General features: G+C 55.3%; 18 protein-coding genes and 3 pseudogenes. 10 read left to right on the top strand and 11 right to left on the bottom strand.

The features are described 5' to 3' along the window. Positions 1–8: 8 nt before the first annotated feature. Together V7730_RS18380 and V7730_RS18375 are read right to left on the bottom strand one after the other, a co-directional pair. A complete protein-coding gene (locus V7730_RS18380; RefSeq protein WP_335749043.1) occupies positions 9–203 on the bottom strand; it encodes a hypothetical protein in 195 nt (64 codons plus the stop codon). A 6-nt stretch (positions 204–209) separates the two neighbouring features. After that, positions 210–563 carry a GerW family sporulation protein gene (locus tag V7730_RS18375; RefSeq protein WP_335749042.1) on the bottom strand — a complete coding sequence of 118 codons (354 nt, stop codon included), beginning with the start codon at positions 561–563 and terminating at the stop codon, positions 210–212. Between the two features lie 325 nt (positions 564–888). Between V7730_RS18375 and V7730_RS18370 the strand changes: the two genes are divergently transcribed. After that, a complete protein-coding gene (locus V7730_RS18370; protein WP_335749041.1) occupies positions 889–1296 on the top strand; it encodes a universal stress protein in 408 nt (135 codons plus the stop codon). A 134-nt stretch (positions 1297–1430) separates the two neighbouring features. Continuing rightward, a complete protein-coding gene (locus V7730_RS18365) occupies positions 1431–1646 on the top strand; it encodes a hypothetical protein (RefSeq protein ID WP_335749044.1) in 216 nt (71 codons plus the stop codon). A gap of 111 nt (positions 1647–1757) precedes the next feature. Here the strand turns inward: V7730_RS18365 and V7730_RS18360 are convergent. Together V7730_RS18360 and V7730_RS18355 are read right to left on the bottom strand one after the other, a co-directional pair. Further along, positions 1758–1955, bottom strand: a pseudogene (locus tag V7730_RS18360) (formate/nitrite transporter family protein); the annotation flags it as partial. Beyond that, positions 1891–2412: a formate/nitrite transporter family protein gene (locus V7730_RS18355; protein ID WP_335749040.1), complete on the bottom strand. Its 522-nt coding sequence runs from the start codon at positions 2410–2412 to the stop codon at positions 1891–1893. The gene V7730_RS18355 and the pseudogene V7730_RS18360, both read right to left, overlap by 65 nt. Between V7730_RS18355 and V7730_RS18350 the strand changes: the two genes are divergently transcribed. Both V7730_RS18350 and V7730_RS18345 read left to right on the top strand, forming a co-directional pair. Beyond that, positions 2411–3649 carry an APC family permease gene (locus tag V7730_RS18350; protein ID WP_335749039.1) on the top strand — a complete coding sequence of 413 codons (1239 nt, stop codon included), beginning with the start codon at positions 2411–2413 and terminating at the stop codon, positions 3647–3649. The two genes, V7730_RS18355 and V7730_RS18350, sit on opposite strands and share 2 nt — an antisense overlap. A gap of 228 nt (positions 3650–3877) precedes the next feature. Further along, positions 3878–4321 (top strand): hypothetical protein, encoded by a 444-nt coding sequence (locus V7730_RS18345; RefSeq protein ID WP_335749038.1) that lies wholly within the window; start codon positions 3878–3880, stop codon positions 4319–4321. Positions 4322–4423: 102 nt separating this feature from the next. Here V7730_RS18345 and V7730_RS18340 read toward each other — a convergent pair whose 3' ends face one another. The 4 genes from V7730_RS18340 to V7730_RS18325 form a co-directional block, all read right to left on the bottom strand. Further along, positions 4424–6037 (bottom strand): hypothetical protein, encoded by a 1614-nt coding sequence (locus V7730_RS18340; RefSeq protein WP_335749037.1) that lies wholly within the window; start codon positions 6035–6037, stop codon positions 4424–4426. A 62-nt stretch (positions 6038–6099) separates the two neighbouring features. Continuing rightward, positions 6100–7998, bottom strand: a complete 1899-nt coding sequence (gene ftsH / locus V7730_RS18335; protein ID WP_335749036.1) for an ATP-dependent zinc metalloprotease FtsH — start codon at positions 7996–7998, stop codon at positions 6100–6102. A gap of 248 nt (positions 7999–8246) precedes the next feature. Next, positions 8247–8681 carry a thioredoxin family protein gene (locus V7730_RS18330; protein ID WP_335749035.1) on the bottom strand — a complete coding sequence of 145 codons (435 nt, stop codon included), beginning with the start codon at positions 8679–8681 and terminating at the stop codon, positions 8247–8249. A gap of 21 nt (positions 8682–8702) precedes the next feature. After that, positions 8703–9437, bottom strand: a complete 735-nt coding sequence (locus tag V7730_RS18325; protein WP_335749034.1) for a DUF5765 domain-containing protein — start codon at positions 9435–9437, stop codon at positions 8703–8705. A 287-nt stretch (positions 9438–9724) separates the two neighbouring features. Here V7730_RS18325 and V7730_RS18320 point away from each other — a divergent pair, with 287 nt between their 5' ends. The 3 genes from V7730_RS18320 to V7730_RS18310 all read left to right on the top strand — a co-directional run bounded on the left by V7730_RS18320 (position 9725) and on the right by V7730_RS18310 (position 13542). Next, positions 9725–12184 (top strand): Lon protease family protein, encoded by a 2460-nt coding sequence (locus V7730_RS18320; RefSeq protein ID WP_335749033.1) that lies wholly within the window; start codon positions 9725–9727, stop codon positions 12182–12184. Next, positions 12184–12978, top strand: coding sequence for a hypothetical protein (locus tag V7730_RS18315; protein WP_335749032.1), 795 nt, complete (start codon positions 12184–12186; stop codon positions 12976–12978). Before V7730_RS18320 ends, V7730_RS18315 begins: the two co-directional genes overlap by 1 nt. Before the next feature lie 246 nt (positions 12979–13224). Beyond that, a complete protein-coding gene (locus V7730_RS18310; protein ID WP_335749031.1) occupies positions 13225–13542 on the top strand; it encodes a helix-hairpin-helix domain-containing protein in 318 nt (105 codons plus the stop codon). A gap of 75 nt (positions 13543–13617) precedes the next feature. Here V7730_RS18310 and V7730_RS18305 read toward each other — a convergent pair whose 3' ends face one another. Together V7730_RS18305 and V7730_RS18300 are read right to left on the bottom strand one after the other, a co-directional pair. Beyond that, positions 13618–14115 carry a hypothetical protein gene (locus V7730_RS18305; RefSeq protein ID WP_335749030.1) on the bottom strand — a complete coding sequence of 166 codons (498 nt, stop codon included), beginning with the start codon at positions 14113–14115 and terminating at the stop codon, positions 13618–13620. A gap of 53 nt (positions 14116–14168) precedes the next feature. After that, entirely contained in the window at positions 14169–14786 is a 618-nt protein-coding gene (locus tag V7730_RS18300; RefSeq protein WP_335749029.1) for a DUF6538 domain-containing protein, read from the bottom strand. Between the two features lie 828 nt (positions 14787–15614). Between V7730_RS18300 and V7730_RS18295 the strand changes: the two genes are divergently transcribed. Further along, on the top strand, positions 15615–15824 hold the full coding sequence (locus V7730_RS18295) for a hypothetical protein (protein WP_335749028.1): 210 nt from the start codon (positions 15615–15617) through the stop codon (positions 15822–15824). A gap of 112 nt (positions 15825–15936) precedes the next feature. Here V7730_RS18295 and V7730_RS18290 read toward each other — a convergent pair. Beyond that, positions 15937–16428 (bottom strand): annotated as a pseudogene (locus V7730_RS18290) (transposase); the annotation flags it as partial. Positions 16429–16503: 75 nt separating this feature from the next. Between V7730_RS18290 and V7730_RS18285 the strand changes: the two are divergent. Then, positions 16504–16899 (top strand): annotated as a pseudogene (locus V7730_RS18285) (Crp/Fnr family transcriptional regulator); the annotation flags it as partial. Positions 16900–17103: 204 nt separating this feature from the next. Further along, the gene (gene uvrA, locus V7730_RS18280) at positions 17104–19587 is read left to right on the top strand and encodes an excinuclease ABC subunit UvrA (RefSeq protein ID WP_335749027.1); all 2484 of its coding nucleotides are present in this window, start codon (positions 17104–17106) and stop codon (positions 19585–19587) included. Positions 19588–19976 lie beyond the last annotated feature (389 nt).

Below are 19976 nucleotides of genomic sequence, written 5' to 3'. Positions count from 1 at the left end.
GATGCATCTTAGCCAAGCCGCAAAACTGTCCTAAAAAGCAGGACCACTTCAAGCCCGCCCAATGCATGAATCTCGACGCGGCAGGCAAATAGCGGAGAGTTGGTCAGATGGACGCGCAGCAAGACTGGTGTGACCAAAACCAAGACCGCCAAGCCAAGAGCGGCAAGCGATAGCCAAAACAGAACCCCCACCAAAACAGACATATCGGCTTAGGTGTCTGACTTGTCTTTTGACGCCGACATTTTGTCCATGGCAGCAGTGGCGGCCTCAGCGGCAATCTCGGTCATACTGGTCAACGCGCCTTTGACAGACTCAACGCGTGCCCCCTCCTTGTCAAAGATGATTGCGCCCAAAGGCTTGATCCCTCCACCAGCACCTGTTCCCGCTGAGTTTCCCGATTTTCCGCCGATATTTCCGCTTGCGCCAAAGCCAAATCCATAACTTACAATCGGGATAACCGTCGCCCCATCGCGTTCAATCGGATCGCCAAGGACGTTCTTTGCGTTCAACAATTGGTCAAGCTCTTCAACCGTACCTTTCAGTAGCTTCTCAACGTCTTCCATCAGACACTCCTAACCTTTTGGGATATGACTATTGTGAATAGCTGATTATGGGCCCCGCAGATTGACCCAGATCAATTGTCATCAGGAAGCCTTTTTTCTCCGTCTGTCCGGTTCACCGCTCCGGCAATAAAATGGCACGTTGAAGGAATCCGGCACGTGCGCGAAGCGACACAGCTTGCGGCGATGCGCTCTGTGAATTCTGGTTTACTTCGGACCATTCAAAGTATTTTCCGTCTTGTTTTTGACTTGCCTCAATACAGAGAGGTCGCAGGCTAAGTAATTTGGGGCGAGACACTATTTCTTAAACCCAAAGAGAGGCAGTTCCATGTACCAGAATATATTAATCCCAGTTCTTCTCGACGAAGATCATCACAACACGGTTTCTTTTGACGTGGCCAGAAAATTGGCAAATAGCGACGCGAAATTTACAATTTTGCATGTAATTGAGCCAATTCCCGGCTATGTAATTTCCCAGATCCCCGAGGACGTACAGCGCTCGAACCGCAAAGAACGTGAGACAACTATGTCCCGAATGGCGCAGGATTTGTTGGGTTCGGAAGCCAAGATTGTTTCTGGTCACGCTGGACGAACAATAGTCGATTATGCAAAAAGTCACGAAATCGACTGCATCATTGTCGCATCGCACAGACCAGGAATTGGAGACTTCTTCCTAGGTTCAACGGCCGCGCGCGTCGTGCGCCACGCGAATTGCTCAGTCCATGTGATCCGATAAATGGTAGGTCGCGGTGCTCTCAATGCCTAGGATAGGATTTCAGTGATTTTCTCTTACCTTGTTATTGCTGGTGACGTCCGCGTCCACCGCTACGGCCCAAAACCGTGACCTCGAAATGGGAAGAACGATTGCTGATGAGTATTGCTCCCGTTGCCATAATATCGAACCAAATGAGCCTTCCAAATTGGAAACCCCCAAGCTTTGCAGCGATTGCCAAATACCGCTCTGCTGAGAAGGTGCGCAGACCGATCATTACACCCTTCCATGAGGGAATGCCGCGCTACAGAGAGCATATGATTGGCGGGAACATCGATGATATGGTGGCATACATCATGTCCCTGAAAGATTGATAATCTCGCTTTTGGTGGATGCCGCTGGAAAGCGGTCATTATGATCGCTGTGAGAACAGGCCCGGCCACCCAGCCCTGAGGGAAGAAGCGCATTTTCGCGACGGAATGTTCGAGGCCAAGCAACACAAGCGCACTGATGGGCCAGAGGATCGCCAATATCTTTCCTGCCGAACTCCGTGCCACGAACGAAAGCCAAATCGCAAGACACACCACCGCAATGCATAAAGCGCCGCGCACGAAGGCTTCAAATGGCAGCAACTCGGCTTTGGCATCGGGGGTTTTTCCCCGCCGTAGTGCCCATTGGACCATCCAGAACGTCGCTCAGACCAAACACAATTGCCAGCCCAGCCACGTCGATTAAGTTCCCGACGTAAACCACCGCCCAGCTTCGCAATAGCAGTGGCAACGCAATTTTTCGATCAACCGCAGCCATCACCGTCAGCTCTTTGCCGGTGAATAATTCCGCACTGCCGATGATCACCAATATCAGGCCAAGCGAAAACACCACCCCGCCAGGCAGTCTTGTGGGGCCATAGGTGGCGTCCACTCCGGTCATCACAAGGGTATGGGCGGCCGCCCCGAAACCAATGAAAGCGCCGGCGAGGATGGCGAGCACCAACATCTGAGATGTCGGAAGATGTGCCTTAGCGACACCAGTATTTTCTGTCAGAACAGCGATCTTTGCGGGCTTGTAGGCATCTTGAGTGAAATCAAGACAGATCGAAGAAACCAACCCTAGGCTAGCGAACGAATTGGGGGAGAACATGAAGTATTCAAATGATGAGACAGTGCGTCTTAAACGCTCCGTAGGCCTGATCGGCCTCGTTTTGTATGGTCTTGGCGTAACCATTGGTGCTGGGATCTACGTTCTGGTCGGTGAAACAATCGTGCGGGCAGGTCCCTATGCGCCTGCCGCGTTTTTGCTTTCTGCCATAGTAATGGGATTTACAGCCGCCTCTTTCGCCGAATTGTCAGGGCGTGTGCCGCAAGCCGCGGGGGAAGCAATCTATGTCGAGAAATCATTTGGCCTTCCATGGCTAACGATTGTTGTTGGCCTTGCGGTTCTGGTCGAGGCGATGATCGCAGCGGCAGCCATCGCGGTGGGGTCAGCGGGCTATATCGGCGAGTTGGTAAACTTGCCAAAAGAGGTGCTGGTTATTTGTATTGTGGTTGTGGCGGCGACGATTGCGGCCTGGGGTATTCGCGAATCTGTGGCTATCGCTGGGGCGATGACACTGGTGGAGGTCGCGGGTTTGATTGTCATCATCTATTTCGGCCTGATCAATGAGCCCAACAGCCTGAGTGCGTTGCCCGCAGCGCTGATGCCGCCGCCGACGGACTGGCCCGCTTTGTCTGGTGTGCTGGCGGCTAGCATGATCACTTTTTTTGCCTTTATTGGCTTTGATGACGTCGTCAACCTTGTGGAAGAATCCAAGAACCCCAAAAAAACCATGCCTTGGGCGATTGGCATTACCTTAACGATTGTGACCGTGCTTTATGTTCTGGTCTCGTTTGTCACGGCGCAAAATGTCTCGGTCAAAGACCTGATAGGCACCTCGGCACCGATCAGCCTTTTGTTTGAACGTTTGACCGGGCTGCCTCCGCTTATCATCACCCTGATCGCGATTATCGCCACGATGAATGGCGTTGTCATCATCCTGATCATGGCCGCCCGCGTGGCATACGGTATGGCCCGGGAAGGGCGGCTGCCCGCTTGGACCGGGGTTGTTTCACCGCGCACCAAAACACCACTTCGCGCGACACTCGTTGTTGCAGCCGTTGTTCTGGGTCTTGCAATCTTTACGCCTCTCGACACACTGGCAGAGACCTCTTCCGAAGTGCTTCTGCTGGTCTTTGTAATGATCAATTTGGCGCTGGTGTGGTTCAAGATGAAAGGTGTGCCAGCACCGGAGGGCACGTTTACCGTACACATCGTATTTCCGATTGCAGGCGCTGTCTTTTGTGTCGCGCTCTTGCTGGGCGCATCACTTGTTGGTGGCTGATTGCAAATGGAACAGTCATGTTCAGAATGGGCCGATGTGGCCTGTTCGGGTATCCTTGTCGGTGCCAGTTCGGAAAGCTCTGAATGAAGACGTTGCTTGGAAAATAACCTAAAAACCTGGCCCGATGGTAGTCCGCATTCCCGTCACGACGACGTGTGCGCGTTTTTGGAGAACCTCACTGGCCCGTCGCATGGTCGCATTGTATGGCTTGCTTCGGATTAGCCGCAGGTGTCGATCGGTGCTGACCATGTGCTGCGGATTGGTCAGGATGTGCCTGCTGCGCCCGCCTCTTATGCACGCGTGCAGCTGTCTTGGTCCGGTGAGACATATGAGATTGAAGCTTTGCCCGGATCAGATATTTGGGTGAATGGGCGCAAGGTCGGGACGGCGCTTCTGTTGCACGGCGACATGATTGAGTTTGGTGCCGATGGGCCAATGTCGCGGCTCCGCCTGTGCGGCAATCGCTTTCAGACCGATTGGCCGGTCGAAGAAATCCTGAGCGATGCTGTGGCCTATGCCCGTTCAAGCCGCCGGTCTTTCTGGTCGCGCCTCTCGCCAGTCGCGGCATTATCGCGCAAATCACCAGCAAGGCGATCATCTGTGATGCAGAGACAGCCGTCTGCGGTAGCGGTGGGCCTGCATTGGACCGCAATGGTCATATGGTTGCCGTGAACGCGGCGATATTGCCCGAATTTGGCGGTGCAAACATTGGTGTTCCGATGCGCAAAGTATGCCGCCTGCTGGCTGAGTATACGGTCAAATGACGGGCTTAACCTATTCGGAGGTCCGAAAGCGTGAGGATTGCACAACAAAGACGACCAAAAGCGGTACTGCCACGGTGATCACTCCGACGACGATCAGCAGGTGACCTAATTCAGTGTAATTCGCTGCCGAGATTTGTTCGCCCGTAACAGGATCAACCGAGGCTCGCGTAACTAGATAAACTTTGTTGAGGTACTTTGTGCCAAGGCTGCTGGCTGACAGCGCCATATTGGTGAACGACGCCATGACCGCAAAAAAAGTGGCCTTCAGATCAGGTGGCGCGTTGCGCGCGATCCATGCAAGCATCGGCACCATGGCTATCTGACCCAGAGGGGATTCAATTGCCGTATCAAGAATGGCAATGAACCGCGCGTCCACAATCCCGCCGGTATGCGCGGCGGTCCATTCCTGAACGCCGTAGTATAGCCCGATATTGGGCAGCGACAGCACGCCCGCCGCGAGGGTCAGGAGCACCACGATATAGGCGATAGATTGCTTGGCCATCAAAGGGCGCAGAACAACTAGTCCAACCAGCGCCAGTAATGACGTAATGAGCGAAAGGATCGACAGGAACCGCTCATCAAACCCAAGATCATCAATCTCAAACCATGTCAGACCCGGCCCTGGCAAAGGCACCGCCCGGAACACAAAGATGATCGTTGCCGTACCGATCAGGACCTTGGCGGCAGAAGGCTCCAGCTTTTTGAGCAATTGTTTGATCAGGTATAGGATGACCAAAAGAGAGACAACAAAGACGATCTCTTGCGCATGGACCAGATTAGACGTGCCCAATGCGATGCTCAGCACCACAAAGAACAATCCACCGCCAAGGATCTGCCAATTGACCTCGGTCTCGTTGTCTGGCTGGGCATTTACCAGTTTTTGCGCTTTGCGCCGTTGAATGAGAGTATGCAAAAACATCCCGCTGACCGAAATCACCGGAATGGCGATGGCAGTCAGATAGACCCGCCCGTACAAGGCCAGCCGTGCCTTGCGTGGCAAAGATTCCGCATCGGTGAAAATCCAGATATTGACCGCTGCCACAGACACAAAACCCGATATGATCGCAATCCGCCCAAGCGCTTGCATTGTCGTGTGCATGGCGCGTGACTGAGTTTCGCTAAGGGTTTGACCGGTGTCGTCACGCTGCGGGACGGCCTCAACTGTCATCGCATCGGCGACAACGTCTTGAATGGCGTATCCAGATGGGGCGAGCAGCAAGGCGATGATAAACCATGTAGCAAGAGGAAAGACTGCGCGCATCTCATCCGGGCGCGACACCAGACCAAACATGATCACCAATGACAGCGTAATCAGTCCTGCACCCACCAAGATGAGCAAGGCTTTCCATTTCCAGAACAGATCGGCAACATGACCCATGGGCACTTTGAGAATCCACGGCAGTCCGGCCCAAAACGTCAGCCCCGCAATGAACTCCGCTGACAAATCCAGATAGTCTTTGAGGAAAAATGCCCCGACAACCGATGTCAGGCCCGACACCCCAGCCGCGAAATATACCATAAGCGGCGGTAAAAATGACCACCGCATCTGCTGCGCGAGGTCCAGAAAAACGCGCTGGAACCAAGAGCGCCGATCCGTTGGGTTATGATCATTTTGCAATGTCATTCGTTACTCTGGCCACGAGATTGCACAAAAAGCATTCAGAGCGAGGCATTTTCTGATTGCTCTCACTTGGGCTGCTCCGGTGTCGTTGACTTGCTGCCTTTGCGTTTCTTCACAAATGGTCGTATTTTTTTACTCGGTTCAAGACAGGCTTTGATATCATCCAGATCCAACGTCTCTTCGGCTTCCAGCCGCGCCACCAGCAAAGCAACTTGATCTCGGTGGTCGTCAATAAGTTGCGTCGCCTGATCTTCGGCGTTGTGCAGCAGCTTTATCACCGCCTGATCCACCTGGGCTGCGGTTTCGTCCGAAAATGTCCGAGGTTGGGCAATCTGCTGGCCAAGGAACGGATGGTCCTCGCTTTCGCGCAAATCCACAGGGCCTATATTGGGGTCCATCCCCCAGCGAGCCACCATGGAGCGCGCCAGCGCGGTGGCCCGACGGATGTCATCATCGGCTCCTGAACTGAGCGAACCCAACAACAGCTTTTCCGCCGCGCGACCAGCTAACAACGTGGTTAACTGGACCCGCAAATATGCCTCGGGCAGGGTGTGGCGCTCGATTTCCGGTAGCATATGAGTGCTGCCTAAACTGCGCCCTCGTGGAATGATTGTTACTTTGTACAACGGATCGGCATCGGGGTTGTAATAGGAGGCCGCCGTATGCCCTGCCTCATGTACCGCCAATCGGTGCTTTTCGTCGGGTTGGATTGCAAGTGTGCGCACTGTCCCCATCATTATCTTGTCGCGTGCTTCGTCCAGATCGGCGGACGTAATGTTAATGGCTGAATGGCGGGCAGCCGTGATTGCCGCTTCATTCAACAGGTTTTTCAGGTCAGCCCCTGAAAAGCCTGGCGTGCCGGCCGCCACCTGATCCAGATCGATATCTTGGTGCATTGGCAGATCTTTGATATGCACGTCCAGGATCGCACGGCGCGCCACCTTGTCAGGCAGCGATAGCGTGACGTGGCGGTCAAATCGGCCCGGTCGCAAGAGCGCTGGGTCGAGCACATCAGGACGGTTGGTCGCCGCCAAAACCACCACGGCCTCGCGCGCTGCAAACCCGTCCAGTTCGGCCAGGATCTGGTTCAATGTTTGTTCACGTTCGTCGTTACCGCCACCAAGGCCGGTGCCGCGGGTACGCCCGATGCTGTCCAACTCGTCGATGAAGATAATTGCCGGGGCCTGTTTTCGCGCTTCTTCAAACATCTTGCGCACCCGTCCTGCGCCGACGCCCACAAACACTTCGATGAATTCCGATCCGGAGGTGGAAAAGAACGGCACATCGGCCTCGCCCGCGAGGGCGCGGGCCAACAATGTCTTGCCAGTGCCGGGCGGTCCCATCAGCAAGACACCATGCGGCACCGTCGCGCCCACTTTCTGGAACCGATCCGGATCGCGCAGAAACTCGACAAGTTCAGAGACCTCGCGCTTCGCCTCGTCCTGGCCTGCAACATCCGCGAAGGTGACTTTGCTGGTTGTCTTTGTCGGTTTGGTGGATCTGCCACCGAGGAAATCACCAATTCCACCCGGTAACCCGCCACTGATACCGCCGCCCATCATCCGCCTGCTGATCCAGAGATAGAAAGCGAGGATCAGGATCCACGGCAGGAACGATAGCAGAACTGACGGGGTCGCGGGCTCTTTGGCAGTGATGATGACGCCCGCGTTTTCTAGCAACGGCAGCAATTCCGGATCTGGTTGCTGCGGCGTGATCGCTCGGTACTGCTGCACACCCTCAGAGGTGGGCGAGCGCAAAACGGCCACAATGGCGGTGGCTTCGAGTGTCGCTTCGACTACATCGCCATTGCGGATCAGTTCCTTGATGGCGCTGTAGGACGCAACCGTCTGCCTTCGCTCGTTTGTCGGAAATTGCGTTGAAAGAAGAGAAAAGACTGCCAGGCCGATAATGAAATACCACAAAAGCTGTTTGGGCGGTTCTGGCGGTGCACTGTGATTTTCCATGGCCTTCGCCCCTAAAGTAGAAATTGAAGGCACCCTTATGCTGTAATCCTAAGCACCCAATACCTTGCCCCTACATTAGCCGAGCTACATTTCCGAAGATTGATCTGTGACAATTGGCCAAGGCTACTAATCCGAGGCCTTCGCAAGCAGCATCAAATTCCGCGCATGGGCAAGTGCGCGCAATACGTTAGTCCGCCTGATGGCAGCACAAAGCCGAATTGCATCCCAAGCCCGCTGAGTGGCTAGCGTCAAAGATGCTGGCGCACGAACGCTTCGATATCCGATGCGGGCCGCGCTCCGGACAATCGTGCGATCTCTTTTCCCTGAGCATACAGGATCAAGAGCGGAATTCCCCTGATCTGCAAGCGCTGGGAGATTGCTGGAAACTGTTCTGTGTCGATCTTGGCAAAGCGGGCCAAAAACCGCAACGCTTTTGCCGCCGCCGCAAATTCTGGGGCCATCGTTCTACACGGGCCGCACCAGGGTGCCCAATAATCAACAATCAGTGGCAGATCATCGGCGCGGACTGCCTTGTCATGTCGCAGATCATTCAGGGCAGCAACATCATCCCCGACCAGCATCACACCACATTTGGCGCATTTTGGGCCCGCTTTTAGCTTGGTAAAGGGAAACCGGTTCGCTTGCCCGCAGGACAAGCAGGTTAGTCTTATTCCATCTTGCATCGCCAATCTTTCCTTCAGTTTTCACATCGTGCTTTCAACAGGTCTGCCCCACCAATGGGTTGCGGTGACAGTCTTTCTGATGGGCGCGCTTAAGCCGATCAGAAGGATTGTTATTGAAAAGAGGCACCATATCGCAGGCATCTCATTGGGGTTTGTCGTCAATGCGGCGGCCAGACTGGGACCTGCAACGGCGTGAACAAGCGAAAACCGCCATGCGCCATAGATCAATGGTAACAGGAACGCAGCGATTATATAGCTGGGGAACCCCGCGTAAATCCCGACGAAACGTTCGATCCCGATCAGTAGTCCGTTGTAGGGTGCGTCCCACGCAATATGCCAATCACCCGCTACAGTGCACCACCGGTCAGCACATAGCGGGCTGCCCGGCAGGCAAGATCCCAGTGCAGGTACCGGCATGATCTGCACCAACATGATCAGGCTAGAAACTGCACAGGCACTGAACACCCAACCCCGGACGCGCCGTTTGACGATTTTCGGAACCAGCTCCATGGCGAAGGCATTGATGAAAAACGGCTGGACGACGATATGCAGGTAGGACAGGACTGTTACCGCTTGGTTTGACGGCGCGCCACATTGACCCAGCACAGCATATCCCCAGACTTGGAGTGCCTCCATAACGGCGAAAAACCCGATTGTAAGCCAAATCGCAGGGGCGGCACCTCGGCGATACGTGACGGCAGTTGCGATAACGCCTATCCCGGCCATCGCAACCGATGCTTGCGTGCTCCAACACATATTTCACCCACTTTCATGTGCGAACTTACCCGATGATTGCCAAATCCGTTTGACGACGATCAATCGGCAGGTTGTGTGCGCTGATAATTTGTCATTCTGACAATCGCAGACGTTTTTGAACCTTTGTTGACGCGTGGATTGATACGTATCAATCCAATCGAGGTCAGAGCCTGCGACAGTAGCGATAGAATTAGGCATGGGGCGACGCTCTGCTGCATATGGTCGAAACGGTCAAGATGTCTGCGTCCTGAATCCAAATGCCTCGTAACATTCCAAGGAGCGCTGACGTGGTTCGCAAAACATCTAAACTGTCACCACTTCCAGGCGGCTTGCCTGCTGCGCGTTTGCGCGCTGAATGCGACCCCAAGACACTTGGTTTTAAAACAACTGCATCTTTGAAATCGGCGCCGGGATTTATCGGTCAGGACCGCGCCATTGACGCGATCAAACTTTCTGCGGAAATCGGCCACAAAGGTTTCAATCTTTATGTTTTGGGGCGTGAAGGGACTGGGCGCCACAGTGCGGTTGCGCAACTATTGTCAAAAGCTGCCGCAATCCAATCGATGCCGTGCGACTGGGTGTACGTAAACAATTTCGATGCGCCGCACAAACCGAACGCGATGAAACTGCCTCCGGGTGTGGCTTCGGCGCTGAAATCAGCGATGCAGCTTTTGGTGGATGACCTTGCCATCGAAATCCCCGCCTTGTTTGAGTCAGAAGAATACCAGACCCAGCGCCGCGCTATAGAAGAAGAATTCGGACAGAAACACGAGGAGCCGATTGCCGAATTCGCCGAGCGCGCGGCAGACGAGAATGTGGCATTGCTGCGAACGCCGATGGGATTCATGCTTTCTGCTATTGTGGACAAAAAACCTATCAAACCAGAAGTTTATGAGGCATTGCCACCTGAAGAGCGCGCCGAGATTGATGACAAGATCGAGAGGCTGCAAGAGCATCTGGCGCGCGTACTGCAACAGGGACCACAGCTGGAAAAAGAACACAGGCAAAAGGTAGAGGCGCTGCACGCTGCAATGGCAGAACGCGCCGTGTCACTGCGCGTAGGTGAAGTTCAGACCGAATTTAAAGATGACGCAAACATCAGCGCGTATCTGGAACATGTCCGCACGGATATGGTGTCCAATGCTGATCTGTTTTTGATCTCCAAAGAAGGATCCAACAACGGCCCGTTCCCCGAGGTCATCCGAAAGTACCATCAAGAGCCGATCTTTGACCGCTACGCTGTGAACATCATGGTTTCCCATGAAGCGGGCCCGCACTCCGCACCGATTGTCAGGGAGGACTTGCCATCACTCAACAATCTGACCGGTCGGATCGAGCATATTTCAGAAATGGGGACCCTTGCGACCAATTTCACGCTGATCAAGCCCGGTGCGCTACACCGCTCCAACGGCGGGTATCTGGTGCTGGATGCGCATCGCCTGCTGTCTGAACCCTATGCTTGGGATGCTCTTAAACGCTGCCTGCAAAGCCATTCAATTTCGATCAGCTCGCTTGCGGATCGGCTCGGCCTGTCCTCAACTGTCACGCTTGAACCTGATCCTATCCCGCTGGACGTCCGCGTGGTTCTGATTGGTGATCGGCGGCTGCATATGTTGTTGACGATGCTTGATCCTGAATTTGGCCCGCTTTTTAAAATACAGGCAGATTTCGAAGATGACTTGCCGCGCAGTGCCAAGAACACGCGTGCATTGGCAAGAGTTGTGGCAGGGTATGCTTCCAAGGAAAGCCTTCGGCCGATGTCTGCCGCAGCGGTCGCCGCCCTGCTTGATCATGCAGTACGCCTTGCGGATGATACCAAGAAACTTACCCTTGAACTTGGTGCGTTGATGGATGTGATGCGAGAGGCTGATTTCTATGCGGCTCAACATAAACACGATCTGATTTCTGACAATGACATAGAGCAGGCAATCCAACAGGCGCAACGCCGGGCCTCACGTATCAAAGAACGTATGCAAGAGGCCGTTACACGCAAAGTCATCCTGATTGACACGGAAGGCAGTGCGGTCGGTCAGGTCAACGGCCTTGCGGTGGTCGGGGTTGGCACCCACTATTTTGGCCGCCCGTCGCGGATCACGGCGCGCGTGCGCATGGGTGCAGGTAAATTGATTGATATCGAACGCGAGGTCGAACTTGGCGGTCCACTGCATTCCAAAGGTGTTTTGATTTTAGGCAGTTTCCTTGCCTCGCGGTATGCACTGGATGTCCCCACGTCACTGCACGCGAGCCTGGTTTTTGAGCAAAGCTATGGCGGCATTGACGGGGACAGTGCGTCTTCGGCTGAACTCTATGCCCTGCTGTCCGCACTGTCTGGCGTTCCGATCCGTCAGGGGCTCGCCGTGACTGGGTCCGTAAACCAAAACGGCGAGGTACAGGCCATCGGCGGTGTGAATGAAAAGGTCGAAGGGTTCTTCGACATTTGTCGCGCACGTCGCCTGACCGGGGAACAAGGTGTTTTGATACCAGCGTCAAATATGGATCACCTGATGCTGCGCAGCGACGTTGTAGCAGCCGCAGCGGCAGGCACCTTCCGGGTCATTCCGATCAAGACGATTGATCAGGGGATCGAAGTGCTGACGGGAACCATTTCTGGCCAGCGCAGACGCGGCGGCGATTTCCCTGCCAAAAGTATTAACGGTCTTGTCGAGGCGCAGTTGCGCAGCTTTGCCCAAACCCGCCGCAGTTTCGGGTCCCAGAACCGCAATGGCCCCGATGGGGAGGCGGACTGATGGAGGAGAGCATCCGCCCGGGCCTGCGTATTCTTGTCGGCGCGGGTTGTTTTGTTGATGCCGCTGCGGCGCTGCGTATCGTTGCACGATTACCGGGTGGTTTCCTAGCTGGCCTTGGAGGTATCCTGGTGGACGAGATCGACACGCTTGCGACCTGCCAGATCCCCCGTCAACGTATCGTGTCGGCAAGCGGTGTCACGGCCATTGCACCCAGCCTCTCGCAGGTACGCGCACTTCTGAAAGCCGACGCACGAGCGTTTCAGAAGTCTCTGGCGCGCGCGGCAGATCCGGCTGGCGCAGGTTGGGTTTTTGCACAGGACAAGGGCGAGCTTGTCAGCACGGCCCTGCGCGCCGCGACGGGGTGGGATATCCTTGTGATTGGATATCGTGAGGTTCACCAAATTCCCGGAAAAATTGTCGTTCTTGACACAGCTGGCCCGCAGCGGGATGCCTTGACAGAGGTTTCTGATTGCCTGTCAAAACACTTGTCCGCCGATCGCATCGTGTTTTCGGTGGCCGCTGAGGGCAATGGGAAAACCGCCCGGCCTTCTGAAAGGGTAGCGTTTGAGACTCTGGACCAAGCCCTAAAGGCCCTGGCCTGCACGAACGCCCAAGTAGTGCTGGTCGACCTAGCCCATGGTCCCGTTCATAATCTGGTAGACCTTGCACGTCTTCTCGAAGTGGCCCGATGCCCTTTGATCGTGTTCGGCACCTCCAGCATGAACGCGTTGCTGCAACACAGCGCACAAATCCCGCCGATCCCCGGCAGGAATGGATATAATGATACGCCCTGAGATCATCGCTTTGCCGCGTACCCCTCATGAGGTTCGCGGATCAGAGGGCGGCGTGACTTGGCTCCGGTCGGCGTTTTCATCGTACTGTCTGTTGTTCCCCTTGTTGGGCTGATGTCCTATCTTGCGATGCTGGTCGGCCCATTTGTGCCTATCAGTTGAAATGGCCTCTTTGATAACAATCAATACGACGGATTTTTGAGAACTTATGCTGACTGTCAAGTGACACCCGTTTGCGAAAGGGACCCCATGATAGCAGCGCAACAAAGTCAGGCTGATTTCTCTATTGAGAATACCTTCGTGGCTGAAAAGCTGAGAGACGTCGCTGATCAGCTGGAACAACAGGCAAATGCTCATTTCCGCGTACGCGCCTATCGAGAGGCGGCATCTTATGTCGCCGCGTTGTCCTACCCGATCCGTGATATCTATGAGAAAAAGGGCAGACGTGGGCTAGAAGACCTGCCGAAAATCGGCGTGTCAATTTCGGCGGCCATTGCTGTGTTGCTGGATTCCGGTGCATGGGAAGTCTTGGGCCGTTATGGGGGGGCTCATGGCCATTGCGTATGAAAGCGCACACGTGGCTTATAACCCCGCCGTGGCAAATAGATTTTTGGGTTCAACGCCATACTCTCACAAAAGCATTCAAAAAGGGCGGTTTCGAAGTGAGATCTGCGTCTCACTGGTTTTGGTCTTCCAAGTGTCATCTCCTACAATGCGTTCGCGCGCTATCCGGGTAAGTGCGGCATCCAGTCGTTTTCTTTCTTTCTCGTCTTCCAGATCAATGAATGCGAGGCAGGTTAGATGCCGAAATTTGCTGGATTTTCCGTGGTTGCTGGGGAGTTTGCGAAGGGTGTCATTGAACCTGATCCAGTCTGCTCCGGTTGCTTGTGATACCTTAATATCTCCCAGGATATCTTTGATAAGTCTGCGGGTTAAGCGGATCGTGTGAGCTTCTTTCAAGAAAAGTTTGGCTTTGCCTTCGTTTTCAAAAGAGTACGCGCCTTTTCTATAGACGCCACGTGACATTTCATCGAACCAGGCATCCCATATTTCAAGGATGGTCGGATCTGATCCATCGATAGGGCGTGCCGGGACACCATGCGCGGCGTTTACAGTAACAGTCAGTCCTTCAATCTGCATGTAAGACCTTATCGGGCTCAGCAGCGCTTGTTTCGGGCGTAGAAACCGGTGTTTCAATAGAAACAGGGGCTAGAGGTTCTTCGGGAGGCATTACTTGTGGCTGGGGAGTCGTGTGCGTTTGGGGCGCAGGTGCTGTAGGTCGTGAAACTTGCGGGGTGGGCTCGGAGATCTGATTTTGCTGTAGTGCCGCCAGGAGATAAGGTTGGGTTTCTGCAAAAAAGTCCTTTGGCACGGCGTTCTTTTTCTTCGCTCAGCTCAATCAGCAACCGGATCATTTTCCCGGTCAGGAGCGCAAAATCGTCTTCGGCTTCGTCAAGCGCGATACCGAGTCGGGCAGCGGTATCCCGGATCGGGGTGAGGGTAGGGGTCATGTCACACAGAAAAATGGAATCGCGAAGCGATGTGCGTGCAGCGGCCTCAATGTCGAGGCGTGCGTAGTCGATCAGGATCTGGGTCATCACTTCGGGCGGCATGTCCGTCTCTGCGTTGAAGCAGATATCGCTGATCGCGGTAATGCGACGGGCGACATCTGCGGCTTCGCGAAAGAGATTTGTCTGCAGTGAGAAACAAAAAAATGTTGGTTTGAAGCGTTTAACTTCGCGCGTGGGAACTCGCCTGCGCCAGTAGTACGAGGTTGGTCTGAGTTCGAGATAGGTTTGGCTGACAGCCATCTTCGGGCCTCCTTGGGATGGAGGTGCCGCGCGACAGGGCCGGGAGTTTGTGCAAGCTTTTGTGCAAGGCTTTGTGAAAAATCCCGGGCGCCTTCACCGACGGGCCCGGATTTGTTGTTCCATTTCAATACCATGTGATAGAAATGGCTCCGGCGGTAGGGATCGGAGCCATTTTTCATAGCTTTGAATATTAACGATAAATTCAGGATTCAGATTTGTGAAACACCAGTTTGTGCAGAAGAATGTGCCGTACCTTGTGCTCGGCTTCAAGGCATTTCGCGAGGGGGTAGAAGAAAGACTTCTGCGGAGATTAGGTTAACGTTGAAGGTAGTCCTGGCATCTGGGATCTGGCTCCAGACCGACTTTGGGCGAGGGGATGCATCAACCAGTGCATCGAGCCCACCCTCGACGTATCGATCATAGCGAAAGTATTTTGGGCAAGGCGAATGTCGCCTTCATGCCGATCCGCCAACTCCGTTGGCACTATTGATCTTGGCACTCAGCCCAAATCCGGTTTTCCAACAAGATGATGTATAAGTAACAATTGACCCGTAACCGCTCAATTGAGGTCGCGGTTATCAGGCCATGGTTGAGGAGCAGAAAACTGAGCTCGAAGCAAAAAAAACGCCGCTTGATCAGATGCAGCATTGATGCTTACCGTGGAGGCGTCAGGGCAGCGATTGGTTGTTGTCTAACTGCGGGTGGCCCTAATTCCATCGCACGACTGCTAATTATAGATTACGGTCCTGACCATGGGGGGGGGTGTGTTGCCTCGAACAAAACCGTGTGTCAGAGAGGCCGCCTCATCAATCAAGAGCCGACTCAAATATGTTCCTTTCCGAGACTGACCGCGACACGTTGTTAAGAACCCTGAACGACAAATCCCCCGAGCTTATTCAGGCACGGATGGCGAATGCCCTGCTTCTGCTGGCGGAAGGTCTGAGCACGGAAGATGTCGCCGGTCTTCTCTATCTGGATGAGGCGAGCGTGGACGGGTGGAAGGACATGTTTTTCAAACGGAACCCGAAGGTGGCCTGAAGCGGCTGCGCATCGGAAGAGGTTTGCCGCTGTTCTGCCTATGGGGTGAATGCGCCCTGCGCTCGTCAACAAGGGTCCAAGATTTTCGGACCCCATGCAGTCGCCTTCCGCCTCATGCTGCCAGCAATATTGGCAGTCGGGCCAGGTTATTGGCGGCCATCGTCAGAATGAAGCGGGATCGCACGCTTTCGACGCCGCGATAGACGGTTTGCGCCATGCCGCCGACGGTCTTGGCCCAGCCGCAGGCTTCCTCGATCCGCTTTCGGTGCTTTATCGACAGGGCGTAGCCCTGATGTCGGGTAGTGCGCCCGTCTATCGCTGAATATCGCGATTTCTGCGCGACATGCGGAGTGACGCAGGCCTCCCGGAGATTGGAGACAAACTCGGCGGCGTCATACCCCTTGTCTGCCCCAAGTGTCAGCCGCCGGGTCGATCCTGGGGAATGGCGATGCACCATGTCCAATGCGGCACGCCGTTCGGCATGACCGTCAGCCTGGGTGAGGTCTCCCTGAACAACCAGACCGTGCCGGTTCTCCATCAGCGCATGGCCCATGAAGCACAGTGTCGCACCAGTGCCGGGCGATTTCTTGTAGAGCCGTGCCTCTGAGAAGCTGATCTGAATCAGTATCTACTTTAATAATTTCAGTAAGTACTCTTGAACAGGGAGGGATCTGTGAGCGTGATAGAAACCAGCCCATTGACACGGAAGCTCTCTGCCTTCGTGACGCTGTCTTCCAAAGAACTGGCTGTCTTGGAACGGCTGCATCCGCGTCGCAGGTGCTTTGTCGCGGGGCGTGATCTCGTCCATCAGGGCCAATTGGATCAGGTAGCCTATGTACTTTCTGCAGGATAGGTCTGTTCCTACAAGATACAGCCCGACGGAACGCGCCAAATCGTTGATATCCAAGTGCCTGGCGACTTTCTGGGATTGCGCAGCGTACTTTTGCGAACATCTGACCACAACTTTGTCCCGATCGTGGACATAGAGGCGGTTGAGATACTGCAAAGTGATCTCATTAAAGCCTTCGAGGAGACCCCTCGTTTGGCGACTGCTATTCTCTGCGCAGTGTCCCGCGCCACGATGAGCTCGCGGAATGCATTTGGACCAGACGTCCAGATCTACCTGTCATAAGCAGCGAGGATTTCAATCTTGGCTCGTTGTGGTAGCCGAAGGCCATGATTTAGGGTTATCACTAACAACCAAAGCAGCAAACGAGGTCATGAAATCACTCCGAGCAAAAGCAAATCCGTTCCCGTTGGTGTTGAAAACTGCGTTCAGGTGCGGGGCGCGCGTGTTCACAACCTCAAGGACGTCGACATCGACGTGCCACGCAACGCGTTGGTCGTCTTCACCGGTATTTCGGGCTCTGGTAAGTCTTCTCTGGCCTTTAGCACGCTTTTCGCGGAATCCCAGCGGCGGTTTCTGGATTCTGTCTCCCCCTATGCGCGGCGGTTGATCAACCAAGTGGGCGAACCTGACGTCGACAGCATTGAAGGGCTTCCGCCAGCCGTTGCCTTGCAGCAGCAAAGGGGCACCGCTTCGGCCCGGTCGTCAGTGGGCAGTGTCACGACGATCTCCACCGGTTTGAGGATGCTGTATTCCCGCGCCGGTCAATACCCAAAGGGGCGGACCATCCTTTACGCGGATGCATTTTCGCCCAACACGCCCGACGGGGCCTGCCCGCGCTGCCACGGCATCGGGCGCGTGTTCGACGTGACTGAAGAACTGCTTGTCCCCGATCAGACGAAAACGATCCGCAACGGTGCCATCGCCGGGTGGCCACCGGCTTGGGGCGGGCAGAACCTGCGCGATATCCTCATCTCTTTGGGACATGACATCGACACACCGTGGCAGGACCTGCCAAGTGATACCCGCGACTGGATTTTGTTCACCGACGACGCCCCCGAAGTGCCGGTTTATGCCCGGATGGCACCGCAGGAAACGCGCAGGGCACGGGAAGGGAACCGCTCGCCCACCTACATGGGCACCTTCACCAGTGCGCGGAACTATGTGTTGAAATCCTTTGCCACGACGCAAAGTGCCCGCACCAAAAAACGCGTCTCTCAGTTCATGAATATTTCCGTCTGCCCGACGTGCGACGGCAAAAAGCTGAAGCGCGAGACGCTGTCGGTCACTTTCGAAGGGCTTGATATCGGCCAGATCTCTCGTCTGACACTGCGGGATCTTGGCGCGCTGCTGCGCACGGCGGCGGACAGGGACCCGGTGGCGCATGACATGAACCCCGAAAAGGCCATCGTGGCGCAACGCATCACCCGCGACATCATGGCCCGCGTTGCAGCGCTGACACGCCTTGGCCTTGGCTATCTGTCGCTGGAACGCAATACCGCCAGCCTGTCGCCGGGGGAATTGCAGCGCTTGCGGCTGGCCACGCAGATCCGGTCGAAACTCTTCGGCGTGGTCTATGTGCTGGACGAGCCGTCGGCGGGGCTGCATCCCTCTGATACGCAGGCCTTGCTTGGTGCCTTGGATGATCTGAAAAGTGCCGGCAACTCTCTGTTCGTGGTAGAGCATGACGTCAGCGTCATCCGTCACGCCGACTGGATCGTGGACATCGGACCCGACGCCGGCACCCACGGCGGGACGGTCGTCTACAGTGGCCCGATGGATGGGCTGCGAGAGGTCGAAACCTCTCACACCGCGCGGCATCTGTTCGAGCGCACCCGTGCCGGTGACCGCACCCCAAGAGAGCCGAAAGGCTGGCTGCGTCTGGCAGATGTCACACGCAACAACCTGCACGGGGTCGATGTCAACCTGCCACTGGGCGTGTTGGTCACGGTCACAGGTGTATCAGGATCAGGTAAGTCCAGCCTTGTCAGTCAGGCGTTAGTCGCATTCGTCGGAGACGCCCTGGGCCAAAAACCACCGGTCGAGACAGCCGAGAATGAGCCAGAGCTGCTGGAGCAGGAGCTGGACACCCCCACCGACGGGCATATCGTCGATGGCATGCAGCATATCCGGCGTCTGGTCGTCGTGGATCAGAAACCCATCGGCCGCACACCGCGGTCCAATCTGGCGACCTACACCGGCCTTTTCGACCATGTGCGCAAGATGTTCGCCGCAACCGAAGAAGCGCGGGCAAGGCGCTATGACGTTGGGCGCTTTTCATTCAACGTTGCCAAGGGCCGCTGCCCGAACTGCGAAGGTGCCGGTTTTGTCAGCGTCGAACTGCTATTTCTGCCCAGCGTCTATGCCATCTGTCCGGTATGTCGCGGGCAGCGCTACAACGATGAAACACTCGAAATCTGCTATCGCGACAAGACAATCGCAGAAGTCCTCGATCTGACGGTGGAGCGAGCGCACGACTTCTTTGCCGATGACCCCGCGATCCTGCGCGCGATTGAGGCCTTGCTTCAGGTCGGCCTTGGCTATCTGCGCCTTGGTCAGCCCGCGACAGAATTGTCGGGCGGCGAGGCACAGCGGATCAAACTGGCAACGGAACTGCAGCGCGCACAGCGCAGCGACACGCTCTATGTTCTGGACGAACCGACGACGGGCCTGCATCCTGCGGATGTGACCCTGTTGCTGGCGCAGCTTGACCGACTGGTTGACGCAGGTAATTCCGTCATCATGGTCGAGCACAATATGCTTGTGGCCCGGCAAAGTGATTGGATCGTCGATATAGGCCCCGGTGCCGGCGACGAAGGCGGCAAGGTCGTGGCCCAAGGCCCCCCAGCGGAGGTGGCCCGTTCCACCAACAGCAAGACCGCGCCATTCCTGTTTCCGATGGCAGAATTGTCGTAGAGCGAACTGAAACATGTCGTGTCGCGCGAGCATTGCGGGCTCTCAATTCTTTAGAACTCCTTTCGTTGCTGAGCCTTGGCCCGCATGGACAACTACGGCCATCGTAATTCAGGCAATAAAACCGCAAGCGACGTCTGGACCCTAAGTTTGATCAGACCATATTTAGTTCGATTTTGCGATCTGATGCTGTCCCGCAAGGTTTCCCCAAAAGCCCTCCACATCTACTTCGTACCGCAAATATGAATTCAAATGCCGAGCATGCTGCACGGCTTACGAATGTCAGCTCTGGTGAAGGTGCACTGCAGCGACGAAAGCGAAGATAAACGTCCGCTCCGGGCGGCGGTCTCAACTGATCGACGCAACACATGCATTGAAACGCTCTGCGGGAG

Origin of the sequence: Sulfitobacter sp. (genome assembly GCF_036961165.1) — a bacterium.
Classification (GTDB): Bacteria; Pseudomonadota; Alphaproteobacteria; order Rhodobacterales; family Rhodobacteraceae; genus Sulfitobacter.
Note: the sequence above shows the minus strand (reverse complement) of the source record. Positions and strands in the feature narration are given on the sequence as shown.